Genomic DNA, 17,698 nt, shown 5'->3' on the forward strand with positions numbered 1-17,698 from the left:
AACGATTTTTCGATAATGCGGACAAAAGCCGCGATGAAGCGGACATTTGCCAGCACTATCGAATCCATAATTGAGTAAAATCAGGCACCCGTCAGTTCAGTTCGCCTTCCAGTTTATTAGCCGTCTGGATTTCAATGCGTTTATTGAAGCTCGGATGCACCATATGCACAAGCTGTTTTTCAAAACCAGCCAGGATATTCTGGGCTTCCAGATAATTTTCAGCAAAGGCACGCGCGTTCAGTTTGTAAACTTTTAAATCACAGGAAAGTGCATTTTCTATTGCCTCACAAAGTGACTCGGCACATTCGGGTTTAATTAAAAAACCGAGATTGTTTTGCTCAACAATTTCATGCAGCGAAGTCCCGGGAAGTGCTGAGACGATCGAACATCCGCCAGCAGCCAAAATCGTCGATAATTTGGAAGGCATCAGCAGATCCGACGCAGACTGTTTTTGTAAAACCACGTGCAAGTCAGCCACAGCCATGAGCTCAGAAAGGCACTCATAAGGCTGTAAAGGCAGAAATCGAACATTATCACAACCTGATTCCGAAGCAAGCGCCATTAACTTTTCTTTATAAGCGCCTGATCCCACGATTACAAACTTGATTTCCGGCCTGTGCCGAAGCCGTTTCGCCGCTTCTATCAAATGTTCCAGCCCTTGTTTTTCACCAATGTTGCCAGAATAAAGAACTACCCGGTCTTTGATATTCAGATTGAAAAACTTCATCAGGGATTGCTCCTTGAAAAGCGGCAATATCTTAGTCGTGTCCACCGAATTGTACAAAATCGAAATCCGCGATTCCGGAATGCCTTTCTTAATGAGTTCGCTTCTTCATTCCCGTGCTGATCGTGGACACCGTATCGCTGTTTTGCAAGATAAATGTCTCGGCAGCAAACATCCATTTCAGGAGTGTATCATTCTTGATCATGCCCAGGTCGCGCGCTGCGTCCACTTGCAGGTCCTGAATGTGCGTGATGAATTTGGCGCCTCTGATTTTTGAATATAAATAAGGAAAAATGCCCAGGTGAAACGGCGGCGAAATGTACATCACAATGTCATATTTCCGCTTAAAAAGCGTGAAGAACCAGACCGGTAATATGCTCAGTAAGAATGAAAATTCATGCAAAATCCTTTTGGAAGAACTGATTTTCTCAGGCACATATAACGGAACGCGATAAACCTTAACACCATCGATCTGCTCACTATGCCAGAGCTTTCCTTTGTACTTTTCGTTCAGCTTCCATTCCGGATAATAAGGCATTGCCGTTACAACATTCACATCGTGACCACTGCCTGCAAGCCAACGGGCCATTTGGCCGGTATATTTGCCAATACCCGTCAGTTCGGGATCGTAGTTGATCCCGTAAATTAAAATTCTCATCTCCCATTGATTTTTATAGACAAAAACTTTCCTGTCGACAGGAAGTCCCCCGGCGAAGCGTAGTGTTGTGTTATGCCTTATGCGTGCTTCTTAGCTGATCAGACGGGCGGTTTTTTCCAGCAACGGAATCGCGCTGTAACTAGGCGTGTAAACTCCCTCCATCCATTTCAAAAATTCTGTTGTGTTTGCCTTGCTGATAATGATAGGCTCCGGTGTAGCGGTTGAAATTCCCACAAGCAGCTTTCTGCCAAAATACTGCTGAATGCTTTTTACCGATTTACGCTGAATGATAAACTGCCTGTTTGCCCGAAAGAACTCTCTCGGGTTCAGGGTCGTAATGAGGTGGTTAAGGGTGTCGCGGGTTTCATATTTGGCATCTGTTGTGTGCACAGTCACCGCGTAATTGTTATAGTATATGTATTGCGTTTTTTCAAAGGCTAACAGGGATGATCTGATCTTTATAGTAAGCCAAAATGGAGCTTTTGTAAGTCGTCGAGTAGGGGAAAAGGCGCGTTACAGCTTTCCTGGGTGTTATTTTCTCTTCACTGAAAAGCTCTTTGAACTGAGAGAATTTTTTGAGGCTTTTGCTCAGCTTATTGCTTTCAAGTGGTTTAAGCAGATAATCAATGCCATTATTCTCAAAAGCTTTCAATGCATACTGGTTGTTTTCGGCACAATAAATGATGGGCGCACAACCTGGGAATGCTTTGAAAATATCAAAACTGAGTCCATCGCTCAGCACCACATCACTGATAATGAGTTCGGGAAACTGGCCGAATGCCATGAAGGCTTTCGCTTCTTTTACAGAGAGGGCGATATTGCAAACCTGAAATTGATCATCAGTTTGTTCAATTTTACGCACAAGATCCGCTGCTGAGTCCGGGTCAGCGGCAATTACAAATGTTCTGGCCATTGAGTAGTAATTTTCCTATAAATGAGTTTTTTTAATTCAACCATGGAGTCTGCATCACACCACGTAACATGTGTGTGTCACCACTAATGCATTGCGCAACGGAGGCTTGTTAAGCGGATGTGGGTCTTTGAGAGCAGTAATGTTTCTTTCCATAAAACTGATATTAAGGAGGATAATTAATTAAACATGACCGTGTGCCGCAAAGCGTTTGCAATGCACGCGCTGATGATAACGCGTATTGATATACGCTAACTAATTAGTGGGGTTACAAATACTTTCGTATCGACAGGATTGAGGCATTTTCGTCCCTGTCTTATAAAAATGCTAATAATAAAATAACATACAAATGAAGTTCTGATGAGACGGCCAAATTGAACGATGTAGCGGACAAAACGCCTGAAAACAGATTATTCGGCGCTTTTTCTGGTCATTTGTTACCAAATAGCCTGTGCATGTGTCAGTTGGCCGATCATTTCTGTAACCGCCTTGTCCATAGAAAACTGTGTCTGAAAGGTTTCCCGCGCACGCAAGCCCATCTTCTGCTTTTCATCTTCGCGCAGGTTGTTGAAAGCCAGCAAGCTTTGCAGCGTGTCTTCACAAGTGTCATTAGCAACCATTCCACAGCCGCCGTCGAGGATTTCGCGGTAAATGTTCACTTTGTCAGAAATGATCACCGGTCTCCCGCAAGCAAGTGCTTCCGCGATGGCTATGCCGAAATTTTCCTGGTGACTAGGCAGCACAAGCGCCTGACATCCATACAAAGCCGCCCATTTCAGATCTCCCGCCAGCATGCCTGTGAATGTCACATGATCAGCCAGAATAACATTTTGAGAGACTAATTCCATGATCTTGTCGCCATAATCGGAATGCAATCCCGGGCCGGCGACAACGAGTTCAGGGAAATCTAAATGTTGGAATTTGAGCTGCTGATAGGCTTTTAGTAAAATATCCAGTCCTTTTTTCTCATGAATCCGGCTGAAAAAAAGATAATAAGGCTTCCTGGTCAGGTGCGGATACTTATTCATGAATGCGCGGTGCATGGACTCACAGAAAGGCGGTGCATCCTTGACACCCAAACCGATGTTCAGCCGGTTTTTAGGTTTGTAAGGTTGAAAAGATAAACCTGCAACGGCAGATTCCTGCTGCGACGTAAACAAAAGTCCATCCGATTCATTGATTAGCCTGGCCTCAATCAGCTTCCAATACAGCCAGTTACGGGCAGCTTTCAGCATTCGGTCCGGTGCATTCTGAAAATACGGGTCCAGCATTCCATGCGGCATAAAATAAAGGCGCGGCAACGATCCGAAAGGAGCGAGGCGATGCCGGGATTTGAGTTTTTCCCACGCCTGGAAAGCGGCATAACCTGGATAAAGCCAGCAGCCGTGGACAATGACAATGTCGAACCGAGGGATATTTGCGTCGAGCCAAGCTGAGATTTTACGGCTGTATTGCCACGGACTGTAAGCCGGGCCCAGCGCATGCAACACGAAAGGATCGCCCTGGAAATCCAGCTCATGCTGATCATCTGCGCATAAAACTTCTCCATACACGCCTTGCTTTTCGAGTTCAGGAACCATATTTCTGATCGCCTGGCAAGAGCCTCCCGCAACGGGATCCATGCTGCCAGTAATGTGAAGGATTTTCATAAGCGGTGATTGGCTACAATGTGCTGGTATATTTCTTCGATCTCGTTGAGCTTGTTTTCCGCATTGAATCTTTTGGCATTGGAAAAACCCCTTTCCTGAGCCAGCATGCGCACCGACTCGGGAAACGAAAGAATGGCATTCACTCTGGCAGCGGCTTTTTGCGCCCACGTAGCAGCAGCGTCCGCGCCCGATGGTTTGGGTGGAATGTAAAAAGCTGCATCGGCCGCTATCGTTCTGAGAACCTGATCGTTGGTCGTCAGCACGATGGAGCCCGAAGCCATCGCCTCAATCACCGGCCATCCAAAACCTTCGGCATAGGAAGGAAAAATAAAAATCGAAGCGCCCGCATAGGCAAAATGCACAAACTTATCGCTGAGACCGGAAACCCAAAGAATGTCTTGCCGAAACGGGGAGCTTTCCATCCGCTGTGAAAGTGCCTCATCCGGCTTTGCACCGACCATTAAGAGCGGCAACGAATGATTTGCAGTTGACCGCCAGCTGTCATAAATGTCAATAACGCCAATCCGGTTCTTATACCATTGATTTCCACCAACGTGGAGCAGATAACCATCCAGAATGTCCAGTCCCGTTTCCTGCATCAGCTGAATGCGCGCGCTTAATGCGTCGTAAGGCTTAAAAAGCGGGTTCAGTCCGTTATGTACCATTTTGGAAGTGACCGGCACGCTTGTCAGGAATTGGTGCAGGTCTGTCCTGGTTTTTTCGGAAACGGATATAAAATGCTGGCCTTTGTCAAAACCTTTTCTGATCATCGACTGATACTTTTTGCCCGACCAGCCCACCGGATTTTCCAGAAATTTGTCCTCCGCAGAGAACTGGGCCAGAAAGTCATGGCAATGAATGACATGCGGATAATCAGCAACGAGCGGAACCCAGGGACCCAAAGCATGGTCCGTAAAAACATAAAGCGTATCGCGGTTCTTTTTGCGGGCTTTCAATTTTACCAGCATCGGAAACAACACATACTGATCGAGATAAGACAGCCATTTTTTGACCTTTTCAGGTCCGGGCAGCCGAAAAAAAACAGCCTGTGGTGCCCAGTATGCGACCTGATGACCGCGCTTTTCCATGCCCTCGCCCAACATTCGGGCGTAACGTGGCATGCTTTCGTGTTTGATAAAAGGTGGATGAGTAAAAACGACAATGTTCATGGGCGGTGGGTATAATCAGGGAAAGGATTAGATTCATCGTTGTAATCGGGCATTTCTCCTTTGAGTGAAGCGGCTAGTAATCCCGAAATAATGACCATAAAGCCCAGCGATGTGGGCTGTGCGGTGCTCCCTTGCGGGAAAATCAGCAGCATAAAGCCTAGCAAGATCCAGGGCAGGAGATCATTTCGTTTCATCAGGCGGTAAGCTTTCACCGTAAAGCTCCACGACATGGCAAGCCGCAGCAGAATAATCGATAATCCCAGTAACGGTCCGAACTCACCTGCCATTCGTCCCCATTCGCCCTCGGCAACCAGATATTGCAGCGATCCGGTTAGCAGCATACTGCCCACATTCGAACCCATGCCGGCTCCGTAACCCCAGAAAGGCAACTCCTCCGCAGTGGTTATGGCGGCGAGCATGTTGCCCAGATAACGATCGCCCAGCGTGCCCTGAAGTCCTCCTTCTGTGCTGCTGGCCGTTTCGAAACGTGACACAAATGCTTGTGTAACATCTTGAAATGCATCTGTCTGGCTAAAAATGATCCCAATGAAAATGGCGGCGACGATTGCGGAAATGATCTTGCCAATGTTTGCCGCACTTGTGGCGCTGGCCACCAGGGTGAACATTAAAATAACGATAACCTGAAAAAACAGTCCCCGGCTGATCGAAACGGGAATGGAAACCAGCAGCGCCGCCGTTGCCAGCCATAACACAAGCTTGGGAATGAGGTGCGCATTGAACCAGAAATAGAATACAAAGCAGGCTGTGAAGCTGAAAAACAACGTGGTGCCACTGGTAAATGAGAATGTGCCCGGCGGCCGGAAATAGCCCAAAGCACCCGAAAAACCAGCACCCGCCATGTCCCCGCCAACGCCCCGGTTAACCCAGGCCGATTGCGGACTGTAAAACTGGATCACCAGCAGCAGCGCCATCGGAATGGCTATCAAAAGCGTTATTCTGCCAAACTGGATCACATCCTGGCGCGTGAGCGTGGAGCCCATAATGAAGATCAGCGGGAAGTGAAGCAGCATTACACGACAGCCGTAAATGGCCACGGCCATGCTGCCATGGCCCACAAAAATCGCTGTAAAAAAGCCGAAAGTGCCCAGCAACAGCATACAGTTAACAAAGAAATTCGACTGGAAAAGTCCGTTTCTGATTGCCAGCAGAATGATCATGACGGCCACCGGTTCCCTCACCACGAGCAGCGGCGTGGCCAGTGCTGGTAAAAACCATTTCCGCAATGCGCCTTCAAAGATGAGGAGCAGGAAATACAGCCATATGAATTTCTTCTGCACAGCGACCATCGGATCGGTTTCCACTGCCACGCGATAGCTGGTTAATGCGGGCCTTTCGATATTGTAATGCATAATGTCTTGTTTAAGGGGCATGTAATGATTTCATCAGGATCCCATGGCGCCTTGAAACACCATTAAATATCTGGCCGCGACAATCTCCGGATTATGGTTTTTCAAATGTGTTCTTGCCCTTCTGCTGATCTCGTTTTGGGCTTCGCAGTTGTTGTAAATGTCGTTCATTACTGCTGCGAGGCTATCCACATTGCCCGATTCAAACACAAGGCCTGCGTCGCCTACTGCATCCGGAAGTCCGCCGCCGCTCGACACAATCGGGATAAGGCCGCAAGCCATGCCTTCAAGCGCTACATTTCCGAAAGGCTCATCCCATATCGAAGGCACCAGCTGAAATCGATGCTGGTTAAGACATTCCACCAACGCTTGCCCTTTCAAAATGCCCTCAAACCGGACGTGCGCTTCCAAAGCGGATTCCTTGACCAATTCCTGCAGCGGCAGCAACTCGGGACCGTCTCCTACAATGGTCAGACAGGGGCCGTTTGAACGCTTCGTTGTCTCAGCTCTGAGGTTAATGAATTTCCGGAACGCGCGTATGGCCAGATCTGCGCCTTTATCTGAAACCAGCCTTCCAACAAACACAAAATCGCCGGGACGTTTCGGGGCCGATGTCAGGATTTTGAACAGGTCAGACCGGTAAGGGTTGCCGATGACGACGGCCTCTTTCCAGCATTTCATTCGGATGGCGTTGCTCACTGCAATGACGGCTGATGAATGTTTGAGCCACTTTATTTTCGCCCGGTCCTGCCACGCGATCTGTCCGTCGGCCCTGCTGACCCATGTGCGCAATGCGACCACGGAAGGGCGGTTTATGAAGATCCTCGGCCAGGACAATCGCAGACAAAGGTTGTTTTCAAAAACAAGGTCCGCCCACGAATGCTCTCTGATCAGATCGGATTTCCCTGGGTTTCGGATCACTTCAAACGGGAAAGTTCTGCTGCCCTTTTCCTTTGTCCAGGTCAGCAGGCGCACCTGATGTCCATAATTGTGAAATGCCTGTGAAAGCACTTCACTGTTGACTTCTATGCCGCCGACATCGGGATAAAACTGGTGGGATAGCACTAAAATTTTCATTGTATTACAGGTTGTTGATTACTGATCGGATGATTGCTTTTGAGCTCAGCAATGATCTTGTTTGCATAACTTTTCCAGGAATAGGTTGCCGCATGCTGGCGTGCCTGCAGGCTCATCGCCGGCAGGGCTGCCCGGTTGTCCAGAAACCAATGCAGCTTTTCCGCAATGGCCTCCGCTGATCTGATAGGCACCAAAAAACCCGTCTGACCATCAATGATGAGATCTTCTCCGCCGGTGTTAGGCGTTATGATCAGCGGCAATCCCTGACTCATGGCCTCTTGCATCACGAGCGCCCGACCTTCTATAATCGAGGGGAGACAAAACACGTCGCAACTCGCCATCAATGCGAGCACTTCTGCATGCGGGCGCGTGGGTTCGTATGTGAAGTAGGGCATTTGCTTATGGTAAAATGAAAGCTTGTCGAGCAGACTGCCCAATACGACGAGCTCGATTTGGTCGGTGTGCAGGATTTTGATTGCTTCAAACAAATCACCAAGTCCTTTGCGCTGTCCCATGCTACCGACAAACAGCACCCGCAATGGCCGGCGCAGGTTCACATGCTTGTTACGCAATGTGGCGCTGGGCAGCGGAGAGCCAAATGGCACGGACACGATCTTTTTATCTTTGGCAAAATCAGGCAGCGAGCTCGGCTACAAACTTTCCGGGCGTAATGACCATGTCAGCCAGTTCAAGTTCCTGTGTTTTGCGTTCCAGCTTTTCGTTCGAATCATTGATTTCTGCACTCATGGTTGCCTTCCATTGTGGCATCCGCTGCGCCTCCTCATGCATCAACGTCCGCATGGTTTGCCAGTAAGCGATGGGCAGGTCATACACACACGTAATCCCAGCTTTTTTAGCTGCTTTGAATGTTTCTAGTGCACAATCCTCGTAAGCGTAAACCGCATTAACCGACTTATTTATGAAAAAGGGGATCCTGGAAGCCACTCTTTTATCCAGGCTTCTGTAAACCGAATCGGTGCTGAATGTGCCTTGCTCATGCCTGATCAGGTTGCTCCATTTGGCCTTTGTTGCAAATAACCTGACGAGTTCCCGCGTCGGCCATAAGCGTGTCTTTTCTGAAAGACCTGATTCATACTGTCTTCTTTTGATATCAGCCACCGACGTGCCCATTCTACTCAGCAGCCCGCCGGGGAATGTTGCCAGCGTTGTATAAAATTCGTGCAGCATATTATTTTCCGAAAGCCCGGAAAGGACCGCACGGACATTGGCATTACCGGTAGGATGGGAGAGGATTACTTTCATAATTGCATTGCAGATTGGAAATTTTTCATCACGATTCTATCAGTTCTACGGCGTTGAGCTGGTTAAGGAAGTTGCCGACGACCTTGGGTAAAAGCGGATGCGGGTCGAGAGATCTTTTTACGGAAGCATTGGCTGCGTGCCTTCAGATTGTCAAAGATCAGCTCAGTCCGGAAATCGTAATAAAGCGGATCGGTGCCATTCCACCTTGCAACCCACACGGGCATGCCGTGTTCGAGCATGGCGATGGCAGTGCCGCTTTTACCAAACAAATAAGGCGCAGACCGCGAAACGCCCACATCACATTGCTGCATCAGCGCGCTGAGCTTTTCTGTGGAAGCAAAAGGCACATCTACAATGCTAAGATTGTAGGGTGAAAGTTTGCTGTTGAGTGCAGCGATAAATTTATGCTTCTCTGTCGTCTCGCCGCAGACAATCGTAAACCGTATGGAAATGCCTGTTACCGAACAAAATACAATCAGATCCTGGACCATGGTGTGCAAAAACTCTCCCTTAGGCGCCGCTCCGAAATACAGCAGATTCAATTTCCCGTCCGGATTTCTTTCCGCGATGATGTCCTTTCTGTCAACCGGTTTGAAAGGAATGTTGCCGAACAAGTCCACCAGCGAGGCCTTACAACCAATCTCTGCAAGTCTCGTCACATTGAACGGAATCGTGGCGCTGATGGATTTCGGGTTCATTTTCTTAATGCTGTATCGGATCATCTGTTTTTGTGTGCGCCAGGTCAGTTCCTGCTTGAAGTTGTCGGGCTTGTCGAGCCACAGCTCGTGAAACATAATGTGCAGGCTCCGGTCTTTCACGATCTTCTTGATCTGGCTCGGCAGGCCCCAAGGAAGCCCTTTGTCCTGAAATCCGTAAGGCACATATTGAAGGCTGATCCAGGCTGGGTCAACGGCCAGCATGAATGTTGAAACCTCTTCAAGCCGGTCCTGCCAGGACAGTTTTGAAGAAAGTCTTAGCACATTAACCTGCTGTTGCTCATCGAATTGCGTGCCGTGAAGGCGTTCTGTGGAAAGGTGCCTGTCGTGCAGGGCAATGATGCTGCTATGATGTCCCTGACGGATCAATGCGGCTGCCAGCCTGCGTGTATAATCGCCTACACCATCACGTCCGCTTTCCAGCGAAGAACAGATAAACAGAATATTCATGGTATAGTTATGTTTTGGGTAACAAATTGAACCACTTCGGACGACACATTTTCCCACGTTCTGTTCAGCACCGCCTGCCGGGCTGCATTTCCTATTTTGTCAATCAATGCGGCAGACTGTCTGCATTGTGCAATGAGCTCAGCCAGCTTTGCGCTGTCGCCGGGTTCGAACAGAAAGCCGGTAATTTTGTCTTTGATAAAATCCCTTTGTCCGCAGCAATTGGTTGTAATGCAGCATTTGCCCGCTGCCATAGCCTGTAAAATACTCAGCGGCTGCCCCTCAAAACTGCTGGGAAGCACTACAACGGACGCTTCGCGGAGATAATTGACTTCCTGCTCAGGTGAAAAATGATCGACCACTTTGATAAATGGGCGGAGTGATCTGGGCCAGCAGGCAAGCACTTCTTCTTTGGGTTTGCCACCGCCGATCAGCAAGTATTGAATGTTAATGCCTTTTCTTGAAAGCATGGTTGCGGCTTCGATCAACACGGTGTAGCCTTTGCGGGGAATCCAGCTGCCGTTAAAAAGCACGGTGAACTCTTTTGGGGCCGCGGCTGAGGCCACCGGATTAATCCCATTTTTGAACACGTAAATATCTTCCTGCTTGCGGTCGTAGCGTTTAAGTGCAAACTGTTTGTCGTCGCTGTTGATGAGCAGCAGCTTATGCGCTTTTTTTAGTCCTAGATCACAGGATAAAAGCCGCCAGATGGGATATAGCAGCTTGGTCCTGAGCGAAATGTGGCGATGCACATCTTTGCTCAATTCATATTCCCAGCCTCTTCTTTCAATGCCGTGGCTTTCGATGAAAGTTGGGGTTTTGCCATTTAAAAAAAACATGGCTGCCGGCTCATGCACTATGATGGCGCACGGGTTGAGCTTGCTTCTCAATGCATAACGATAGGCTTTTAGGGCAAAAAGCGACTTGTGAAACGGCTTACCAATTTCTTTCGGGCCCACGTGAACGAACTGAAAGCCGGCATTTTCAAAAGCCTGCTTCCAGTAATATTCCACCCGGCTCATGCCGCCATTGAGGTCAATGTCGACTTCGGAAATGTGTAAGATCAGTTTTTCGTTATCCATGATTGGTTCGTTCTGCGATTTTCTTAGCCGGCACTCCACCCCAGATCTCGTTGGCCGGGACCGATTTGGTTACAACCGCACCCGCGGCGATCACTGCGCCGCTTCCTAGGGTTACGCCTTTGAGCACGGTTACATTGCTGCCCAGCCAAACGTCTTCTTCAATGATGATCATTTCGCTTGTTCCAGGTTGCGGACCTATTCTTTTTCCGAGCTCTTTGCCGTGGTCGTGATCGATGAACTTGCAGCCCGAGGCGATATTGGCATACTTTCCGATGCGGATGCACTGGCTGATGTTGAACTCGCATCCGTTGCCGATAAAAACCTCATCATCAATGAAAATGGCCTTTTTGCTGCTCCATATGCCGTCATATTTGAAAAAGATATTTCGCTCCATTTTACAATTGTTGCCGATGTGAACAGCGTTGGGCCAGGTCGTGTATATTTTTGGCAGATAAGTGTTTGAACCAATGTGCATTCCTTTCATGCGGTAAAGCGTGTTGCGAAACATGGCAGACATTCTGAAAGCATATCGGAACCGGGTAACAAACATTAACTTCTGCCAGATTTTTGTCATTGAAACAGCCTTTTAAAAGAGGCATTGTAAGCATACGTTTCGCTTGCAGGGCGTCTTTTTATGACTTTCGCCGGGATGCCGCCGACCACATCAAATGGTTCGACGCTTTTGGTTGCAATGGCGCCAGCCGCTATAATTGCGCCTTTGCCGATCACAAGGCCGGGCATAACCATCGCCCGCGTGCCGATCCAGACGTAATCTTTGATTTCAACCGCTCTCGTCCTGCCTTCCAAATCCATTGTTTGCATGTTGTGATCTGCTGTTAAAATGGTTACCTCATTGGAAATGGATACATTCTCGCCGATTGTAATACCGCCCCGGTTGTCAATGCGGCAATTGGCGTTGATAACCGAGTTGCGGCCAATGTGCAGGCATCCGGCGCAATCGAATGTGCACCCTAAAAAAATGTTGCTTCCCGCACCAATCTCAAACTTCATGACACGCCGGTAAAAGCCCAGCCTTAATGTGTGGCTGGGAATGAAACAAACCCAGCGATTGCATATGTATAGTCGTAGTTCTGACAGGAATCTGCTCATTTTTCCCTAATATCTTCTGTAAAACCGGCCCAGGAAAGCGGAGATTTTGAGTTCTGTTCTTCGCATTTTCAGATAGGAATCGGAGTATAGTTTGATCGTTGCGTTTGCATTGTTCCAATATTCCTTATCGGCCATTGTCGGTGGCGATCCCTTAAGGAAATTTTTGAAATATTGCTTTTTCCAGGGTTTGGGATTGCCAATGGCGTGCGACATCAGCATGCCGCCCAGTACAAGGTCCATTCCTTCGGGGCCATATTCGCTGATGGCCACGTCGGTGCACATTGCGGCAATGTTGAATGCGTCCTGGTCTTTGGCAAAAAAAGGGTTTGTCCGGTCGAGCTCAAAGGAAAAATCCGTGAGGTTCATCTTGTATTCCGACTCGGAGACTTCCACAAATTTTTTGAACAAATAAGCAAATTGCAGGTCATCTTTTTTTACTGCCCAAAAACCGGAGTTCAGATAAGATTGAATGTCCGTCTTCACTTCAAGGCCTTGATCCTTAATCATTTTCATCCACATTTTGCGCACGGGATGTGTGGCGGGCATGTCGTTATTTGTGATTTCATGCACCAGCGGCACACCGATCGTCAGCCATTCTTCGTAGAAAGACCACCTGCATTTGATGACAATATCCGGATCAAAATAGAAGACGCCGGAGACGTTTTTATCGAGATGGTTTCGCAGCTGAATGACAAAATCGGGCTTGTAATTGCAAAAGTGATATTTCGTTGTGACGGGCAGGAAATGCACATTCACGTCTTTTGAAATGGCCACAGTCCGGCAATTTTCCCATTCGAATATGTTCGTTTTCTTTCCGTTTTTCGCCCACTCGGGCAGCTCGCCGCGATATCCGGCGTAGAAGTCGCCTTTGAATCCGTGCTTGGACAGCGAGTTGACCAAGGCAGCCACGCCGTAATGGTAATGGCCTTCAAATAAGGTGCATACTACTGAATTCATCTTGTTTTTATAAAATGTCATGCAATGGTTTCGGTCATTTGCCGGGCGATATAATCTGCGAATTTCTGCGAGCTAGCCGCCGTAAGGTGGATGCCGTCCTGCGTTTCGTATTTTTCAAGCACGTCGGGTGCAATCCACCTGAATTTTCCCGGGCTGAACATGATTTTTAAAACGTCGCGCTGGAATGAGAAAAGTGTCGCTTTTTCCAGTGCCGTATCCATCGGACTTTCAAAGAAAATGACCTGACAGCCTTTGGAAACAATGAAATTAATGTTGCTTTGCAGCTTTTCCATATCGCTTCGAAACTTGTCGACTAGTGGGAGCTGGTCGTATAAGTCGATGAACATGGCCAGTGCTTGTTCGTTCTTCGCCACATCCGTTTCCGGGTCTTTTTTATTGTTGCGTTTGAGCTTTTTAACCAATGCTTTGAGCAAATTTATCGGCCTGTTTTTTTTTAATAAAATGGGCAGAAAGCGTTTTAAGCCAGTGTGTTTGTTGAAAACCTTTTGAATCAGTTCCTGGTCGATGCCTTTGAAAATGTAATTGATCTCAACGATTAAAGTTTCCGGTATTTTCTGAGAAACTGCAATGACTTCTATGCCTGTGCAGCTGCCATAATAGGGATAATAAAGCTTGAAAGAGCGTTCCAGGCCATCCACGCGCAGGTTCCCGATGAGCCCGGAGCCTACGAGCACATTTGCATAGTTTTTTCCTGAAAAAAGATAATCTTCCGTCCGTTCGACATTGTCGTAAAATGATGTTTTGGTCATTGGAAATAACAGCAGCCACAAATTGTAGCTCACCAAAAATCCAAACACCATGCCAATTTTGACTAACACATCGACGCTCATAATGCATGACTGATTACCGGGAGTTTTAGAATCTTGTATCCGCAAAATGTCAGGTTAATCAACAATTGCAGGGAGGCTGATAAGATGTTGAATATCAAGACTCCATGCAATGTTGAAACGTTGAGTAGAACAATGCCGGCCAGCATTCCCGCCAAACTCAGGCCTACCGAAATAAATGGTTGAATGGTCCAGCCGCGGCTGGAATAAAGACTGTAAAGCGCACCGCTAACCAGGTTAATGGCGCTTCCCGCGACGCTTAGCACAAGTGCAAGGTCAAGTGCAGCATATTCTTTTCCCAAAATCGATAAAATGGCTTTGGAAAATTGGTGGCAGCTTAAAATCAGCAGCAAACAAATGGTTGTCAATCCGATCAGGATCTGCATTAATTTGCTTAACAAAGCTTTTCTGTCACTGGCCAGGCGGGCAAAACGAGGGATGACCATTGTCGCAAAAAGCACACTTATAATGCTCATCACCATGGAAATACGTCCTAACGCGCCGATCTGTGCGACGGCTGTGGTTGAGCCGGAAAGCGACACGAGCCAAATGACGATCTGACTGGAATAAGCGTAAAACAGCGTCAGCGGCAATGTGCGCTTGACCATTTTCACCATCAGCGCATTTGCGTCAGCGTCGAAAGGTTGGTTGCTGTCCGCTAATGGTGCGAGCCGCTGTCTTAGTTTCCAGTTTCCGAAGAGCCGTGGAATGCCGCTTGCGAGCAATGAAACTGCCGTCCAGGGAAAAACGATGAGCATTAATACACTCATAACGAATCGTCCGAGGCTCACAACGAGCTGGTTAAGCTGCAAATATTTGATTTCCTGATGTAATTTAAATGGAATTTCAAGGATAGAATCGCTTAATGCGGCTGCGAAAGCGGGGATCAGAGAAGCCGCGATCAGTAATGATTGTGGCCAGCCAGCTCCCTGGCGCATGAGCAAAAAGATGAGGATCGGGATGGAAATCAGCAGATTAATGCTTGCAAACCGGCGCCTCAGCCGCAACCCGGTAGAAAGCACACTGCCGAGGCGTTCGCGGTTTTGCCACACTTGTCCTCCCTGCGCCATCACACCATTGTTTATCCCGCTATCAGAAAGCAGCGCCATTGTGCCGAAAACCGTATTTGCAATAGTGTAATAGGCATATTCCTGCACTGGTAATAGGCGAATGATAAAGATTCCAGTCAGCAAACCCAGGCCTTGCACAGCAGCCTGCGTCGTGCCTGCGAGCGCGATGAGCTTGCCCCAGTGAAAGGCTTTTGTGTAGGCTGTCTGAATGCTGTTCATGGATTGAATTATAGTCAGGGAATTACTTTTTTCTAACTCTGAATGCTATACGTTACTTTGCGAACCCGCTAATATTAGCTTTCTGTGCCGAGTGGCTGCTTATGGTTTTTTGATCCCAGATCGGCATGCGCACCATTGCTTTCTTCGCTGAAATATCCATAGCCATAACCGTAATCAGATCCTGTCGTAACACCATTATAGACAATGCTGAGATTGGCAATCCGCTTGTTGAGCTTCAAATCCCTGACATTCCGGAGGTGTTCCTGCAAGGTGTAATTGTAACGGACAACATATAAATTGGCATCCGTATATTCGGAAATCAGTGCGCTATCCGTAACGAGTCCGTATGGCGGCGAATCAATCAGTACATAATCATATCTCGTCCGAAGCTCGGTCAGCAATGTTGCGAGGCGACCGTTTGTAAGGAGCTCAGATGGGTTAGGCGGCTGCGGTCCGCTGGGGATAATGTCGAATTTCGGATGGACGCCCGTGTTTTGGACGAGTTCGTCGAGTTCCATTTTGTTGATCAGGTAATTTGTAACGCCAGTTTTGTTGGAAATGTCGATATACTCGTGCAATGTTGGCTTGCGCAAATCGAGTCCCAGCAGGATGACGCGTTTGTCGGAATAGGCAAGGCTGGCGGCCAGATTGGCGCTGATAAAACTTTTGCCTTCATTACTGATTGTAGAAGTGATCATAATCACGCGGCATTTTCCATCGCCCAGATATTGCAGGTTCGTTCGCAGCGCCCTAATCTGCTCGGAAACTTTGCTGCGACTTCCAATCTTGAAAATGTTGTCGGAAGTCTTTTGTCCGCGTTTCTTTTTCATTGTTCCAATCTCACCCAAAATCGCTGTCTGTGTCACTTCCTCAATTTCCTGCCGGTCGTGCACTTTCGTGTCAAGCATTAATAAGAGATTGATTAATATGAGTGGAAAAATAATGCTTGCCAATCCGCTTCCTATCCAGATTGTTGACCGCTTTGGCTTAATAGGCACATTGCTGGACATAGGCGTGTCGATGAGGCGGCTGTCGGTAACGGTCGAAGCGTAGGCCAGGGCAGTTTCTTCACGTTTTTGGAGCAAATACAAATAGAGATTTTCTTTGATCGTCTGCTGTCTTTTTATGCCCACATATTCACGTTCTTTCTGCGGAATGCTTCTGAGGCCGGACGAAAACCGGGTGTTAATCCCTTCCAGATTATTTCTCGTCACATCCATTCCCCTTCTCAGGTTCTGCACGTTTTCCAGAATTGCCTGCCTCGTTTCATTCATTTGTGTTAAAATCGTCTCAACCAGCGGGTTATCCGCTTCTGTTGTAAGCGAATAGCGTTCGCGTTGCAAATTCAGCTCATTGTATTTGGTCAGCAGTGAAACCAGGATGGGGTCGTCAATCATATACGTTGCCGGCGGACGTTTGCTAACTTCCGGATTTCGGATAAAGCGGTCCACACTTTCGAGAATGTTGATCTTTGTATTGATCTCGTTCAGCTTAACATCGTTTTCCTTGATGTTTTCGAGGAACAATTGCGATTCCGTGCTTATATCAGTTAACCCCCTGGATTTTTTGTAAATCTCCACATCCTTCTCCACATTCTGTAATTCTCCCGTGATCAGGCCTAGTCTGCTCTCGATAAATTTCAGGGTATTGGAGGCTTCGCTGTTTTTATCATGAAGTGACGTCTGTACATATACGTCAAGCAATTTATTCAAAACATCTTTGGCACGAAGCACGGAAACATCTTCAAAAGTAAGTTCCAGCAATGTGCTTTCCGGGTAAAGAACCTGCACTTTCAATCTTGAAAGCATGCCTCTTGTCAGGCTGGCCAGGTCAGCAAAATTCACCTGAATGTCCCGGTAAGGCGACTTAGCACCCTTGGCAATGGAAAACAGTCCCCAGGGCGTTCTGAGCTTGTCCCCAAACCTGTAAATTTCGGGCATGTCATTGATTGTGTATTTGTTATGGTCAAGCAAATGGATCGTCATGGGATTGGCGTGTGCATAGGAAGACACCAGTTCAGCCTCAACCTTGATCGGACTTTGGCCATACAGATCAATGGTGCGCATGCCGTCTTCCGCGTCATAGGAAATGTCCAGCGCAAGTTCTTTCGCAACAAGGCCCATTAACAGTTTTGAGCGCAATATGCCCATTTCATTTTCAAGGGATTTGTTGCCGTTAAATTGCACCATTTCATCCATAATGGCCTCTCCGCCGCCCATTTTCGATTCCTGTTCCTTAATCAGCATGGTGGTGCTTGACAGATAAACGGGTTGCGTGATCTGCAAATAATAGTAGGCAGCCGCAAAGCAGATGGGGATAGAGATTGCGAACAGATACCAATATTTGGCATACTGATTCAGGTAAGTTTTGAGATTAAACTTTTTGTGTGCTGGGGCGTTTCCGTAAAAACGGTTCCCGATTCTGTCTTCCAT

General features: G+C 47.7%; 18 protein-coding genes. All 18 read right to left on the bottom strand.

All coding sequences use genetic code 11. The features are described from left to right. Window positions 1–91: 91 nt before the first annotated feature. Complete coding sequence (locus AC0IYG_RS17500) at window positions 92–784, bottom strand: glycosyltransferase (RefSeq protein WP_471712427.1); 693 nt, start codon at window positions 782–784, stop codon at window positions 92–94. A gap of 31 nt (window positions 785–815) precedes the next feature. Beyond that, window positions 816–1,382 carry a glycosyltransferase gene (locus AC0IYG_RS17505; protein ID WP_471712428.1) on the bottom strand — a complete coding sequence of 189 codons (567 nt, stop codon included), beginning with the start codon at window positions 1,380–1,382 and terminating at the stop codon, window positions 816–818. 90 nt (window positions 1,383–1,472) lie between these two features. Then, window positions 1,473–1,778 (bottom strand): LytR/AlgR family response regulator transcription factor, encoded by a 306-nt coding sequence (locus AC0IYG_RS17510; protein ID WP_471712429.1) that lies wholly within the window; start codon window positions 1,776–1,778, stop codon window positions 1,473–1,475. A gap of 34 nt (window positions 1,779–1,812) precedes the next feature. Further along, on the bottom strand, window positions 1,813–2,295 hold the full coding sequence (locus tag AC0IYG_RS17515) for a LytR/AlgR family response regulator transcription factor (protein ID WP_471712430.1): 483 nt from the start codon (window positions 2,293–2,295) through the stop codon (window positions 1,813–1,815). A gap of 434 nt (window positions 2,296–2,729) precedes the next feature. Next, window positions 2,730–3,941: a glycosyltransferase gene (locus tag AC0IYG_RS17520; protein WP_471712431.1), complete on the bottom strand. Its 1,212-nt coding sequence runs from the start codon at window positions 3,939–3,941 to the stop codon at window positions 2,730–2,732. After that, complete coding sequence (locus AC0IYG_RS17525; RefSeq protein ID WP_471712432.1) at window positions 3,938–5,062, bottom strand: glycosyltransferase; 1,125 nt, start codon at window positions 5,060–5,062, stop codon at window positions 3,938–3,940. Before AC0IYG_RS17525 ends, AC0IYG_RS17520 begins: the two co-directional genes overlap by 4 nt. Before the next feature lie 44 nt (window positions 5,063–5,106). After that, window positions 5,107–6,480, bottom strand: coding sequence for a hypothetical protein (locus tag AC0IYG_RS17530; RefSeq protein ID WP_471712433.1), 1,374 nt, complete (start codon window positions 6,478–6,480; stop codon window positions 5,107–5,109). A 33-nt stretch (window positions 6,481–6,513) separates the two neighbouring features. Continuing rightward, window positions 6,514–7,554: a glycosyltransferase family 4 protein gene (locus AC0IYG_RS17535; RefSeq protein WP_471712434.1), complete on the bottom strand. Its 1,041-nt coding sequence runs from the start codon at window positions 7,552–7,554 to the stop codon at window positions 6,514–6,516. Beyond that, window positions 7,551–8,165: a glycosyltransferase family 4 protein gene (locus AC0IYG_RS17540; RefSeq protein ID WP_471712435.1), complete on the bottom strand. Its 615-nt coding sequence runs from the start codon at window positions 8,163–8,165 to the stop codon at window positions 7,551–7,553. The genes AC0IYG_RS17535 and AC0IYG_RS17540 overlap by 4 nt, the downstream gene beginning before the upstream one ends. Window positions 8,166–8,187: 22 nt before the next feature. Then, the gene (locus tag AC0IYG_RS17545; RefSeq protein WP_471712436.1) at window positions 8,188–8,817 is read right to left on the bottom strand and encodes a hypothetical protein; all 630 of its coding nucleotides are present in this window, start codon (window positions 8,815–8,817) and stop codon (window positions 8,188–8,190) included. A 62-nt stretch (window positions 8,818–8,879) separates the two neighbouring features. Continuing rightward, window positions 8,880–9,983: a glycosyltransferase family protein gene (locus tag AC0IYG_RS17550; RefSeq protein ID WP_471712437.1), complete on the bottom strand. Its 1,104-nt coding sequence runs from the start codon at window positions 9,981–9,983 to the stop codon at window positions 8,880–8,882. Continuing rightward, window positions 9,980–11,062 carry a glycosyltransferase family 4 protein gene (locus AC0IYG_RS17555; RefSeq protein WP_471712438.1) on the bottom strand — a complete coding sequence of 361 codons (1,083 nt, stop codon included), beginning with the start codon at window positions 11,060–11,062 and terminating at the stop codon, window positions 9,980–9,982. The genes AC0IYG_RS17550 and AC0IYG_RS17555 overlap by 4 nt, the downstream gene beginning before the upstream one ends. Beyond that, window positions 11,055–11,636, bottom strand: coding sequence for an acyltransferase (locus AC0IYG_RS17560; RefSeq protein WP_471712439.1), 582 nt, complete (start codon window positions 11,634–11,636; stop codon window positions 11,055–11,057). The genes AC0IYG_RS17555 and AC0IYG_RS17560 overlap by 8 nt, the downstream gene beginning before the upstream one ends. Next, a complete protein-coding gene (locus tag AC0IYG_RS17565; protein WP_471712440.1) occupies window positions 11,633–12,172 on the bottom strand; it encodes an acyltransferase in 540 nt (179 codons plus the stop codon). Before AC0IYG_RS17565 ends, AC0IYG_RS17560 begins: the two co-directional genes overlap by 4 nt. 6 nt (window positions 12,173–12,178) lie before the next feature. Next, the gene (locus tag AC0IYG_RS17570; protein ID WP_471712441.1) at window positions 12,179–13,129 is read right to left on the bottom strand and encodes a hypothetical protein; all 951 of its coding nucleotides are present in this window, start codon (window positions 13,127–13,129) and stop codon (window positions 12,179–12,181) included. Window positions 13,130–13,146: 17 nt separating this feature from the next. Continuing rightward, a complete protein-coding gene (locus AC0IYG_RS17575) occupies window positions 13,147–13,980 on the bottom strand; it encodes a hypothetical protein (RefSeq protein ID WP_471712442.1) in 834 nt (277 codons plus the stop codon). Next, window positions 13,977–15,266: an MATE family efflux transporter gene (locus AC0IYG_RS17580; RefSeq protein ID WP_471712443.1), complete on the bottom strand. Its 1,290-nt coding sequence runs from the start codon at window positions 15,264–15,266 to the stop codon at window positions 13,977–13,979. The genes AC0IYG_RS17575 and AC0IYG_RS17580 overlap by 4 nt, the downstream gene beginning before the upstream one ends. A 74-nt stretch (window positions 15,267–15,340) precedes the next feature. Then, window positions 15,341–17,698 carry a GumC family protein gene (locus AC0IYG_RS17585; RefSeq protein ID WP_471712444.1) on the bottom strand — a complete coding sequence of 786 codons (2,358 nt, stop codon included), beginning with the start codon at window positions 17,696–17,698 and terminating at the stop codon, window positions 15,341–15,343.

The sequence above is a fragment of the Dyadobacter sp. AC419 genome, from assembly GCF_979253085.1.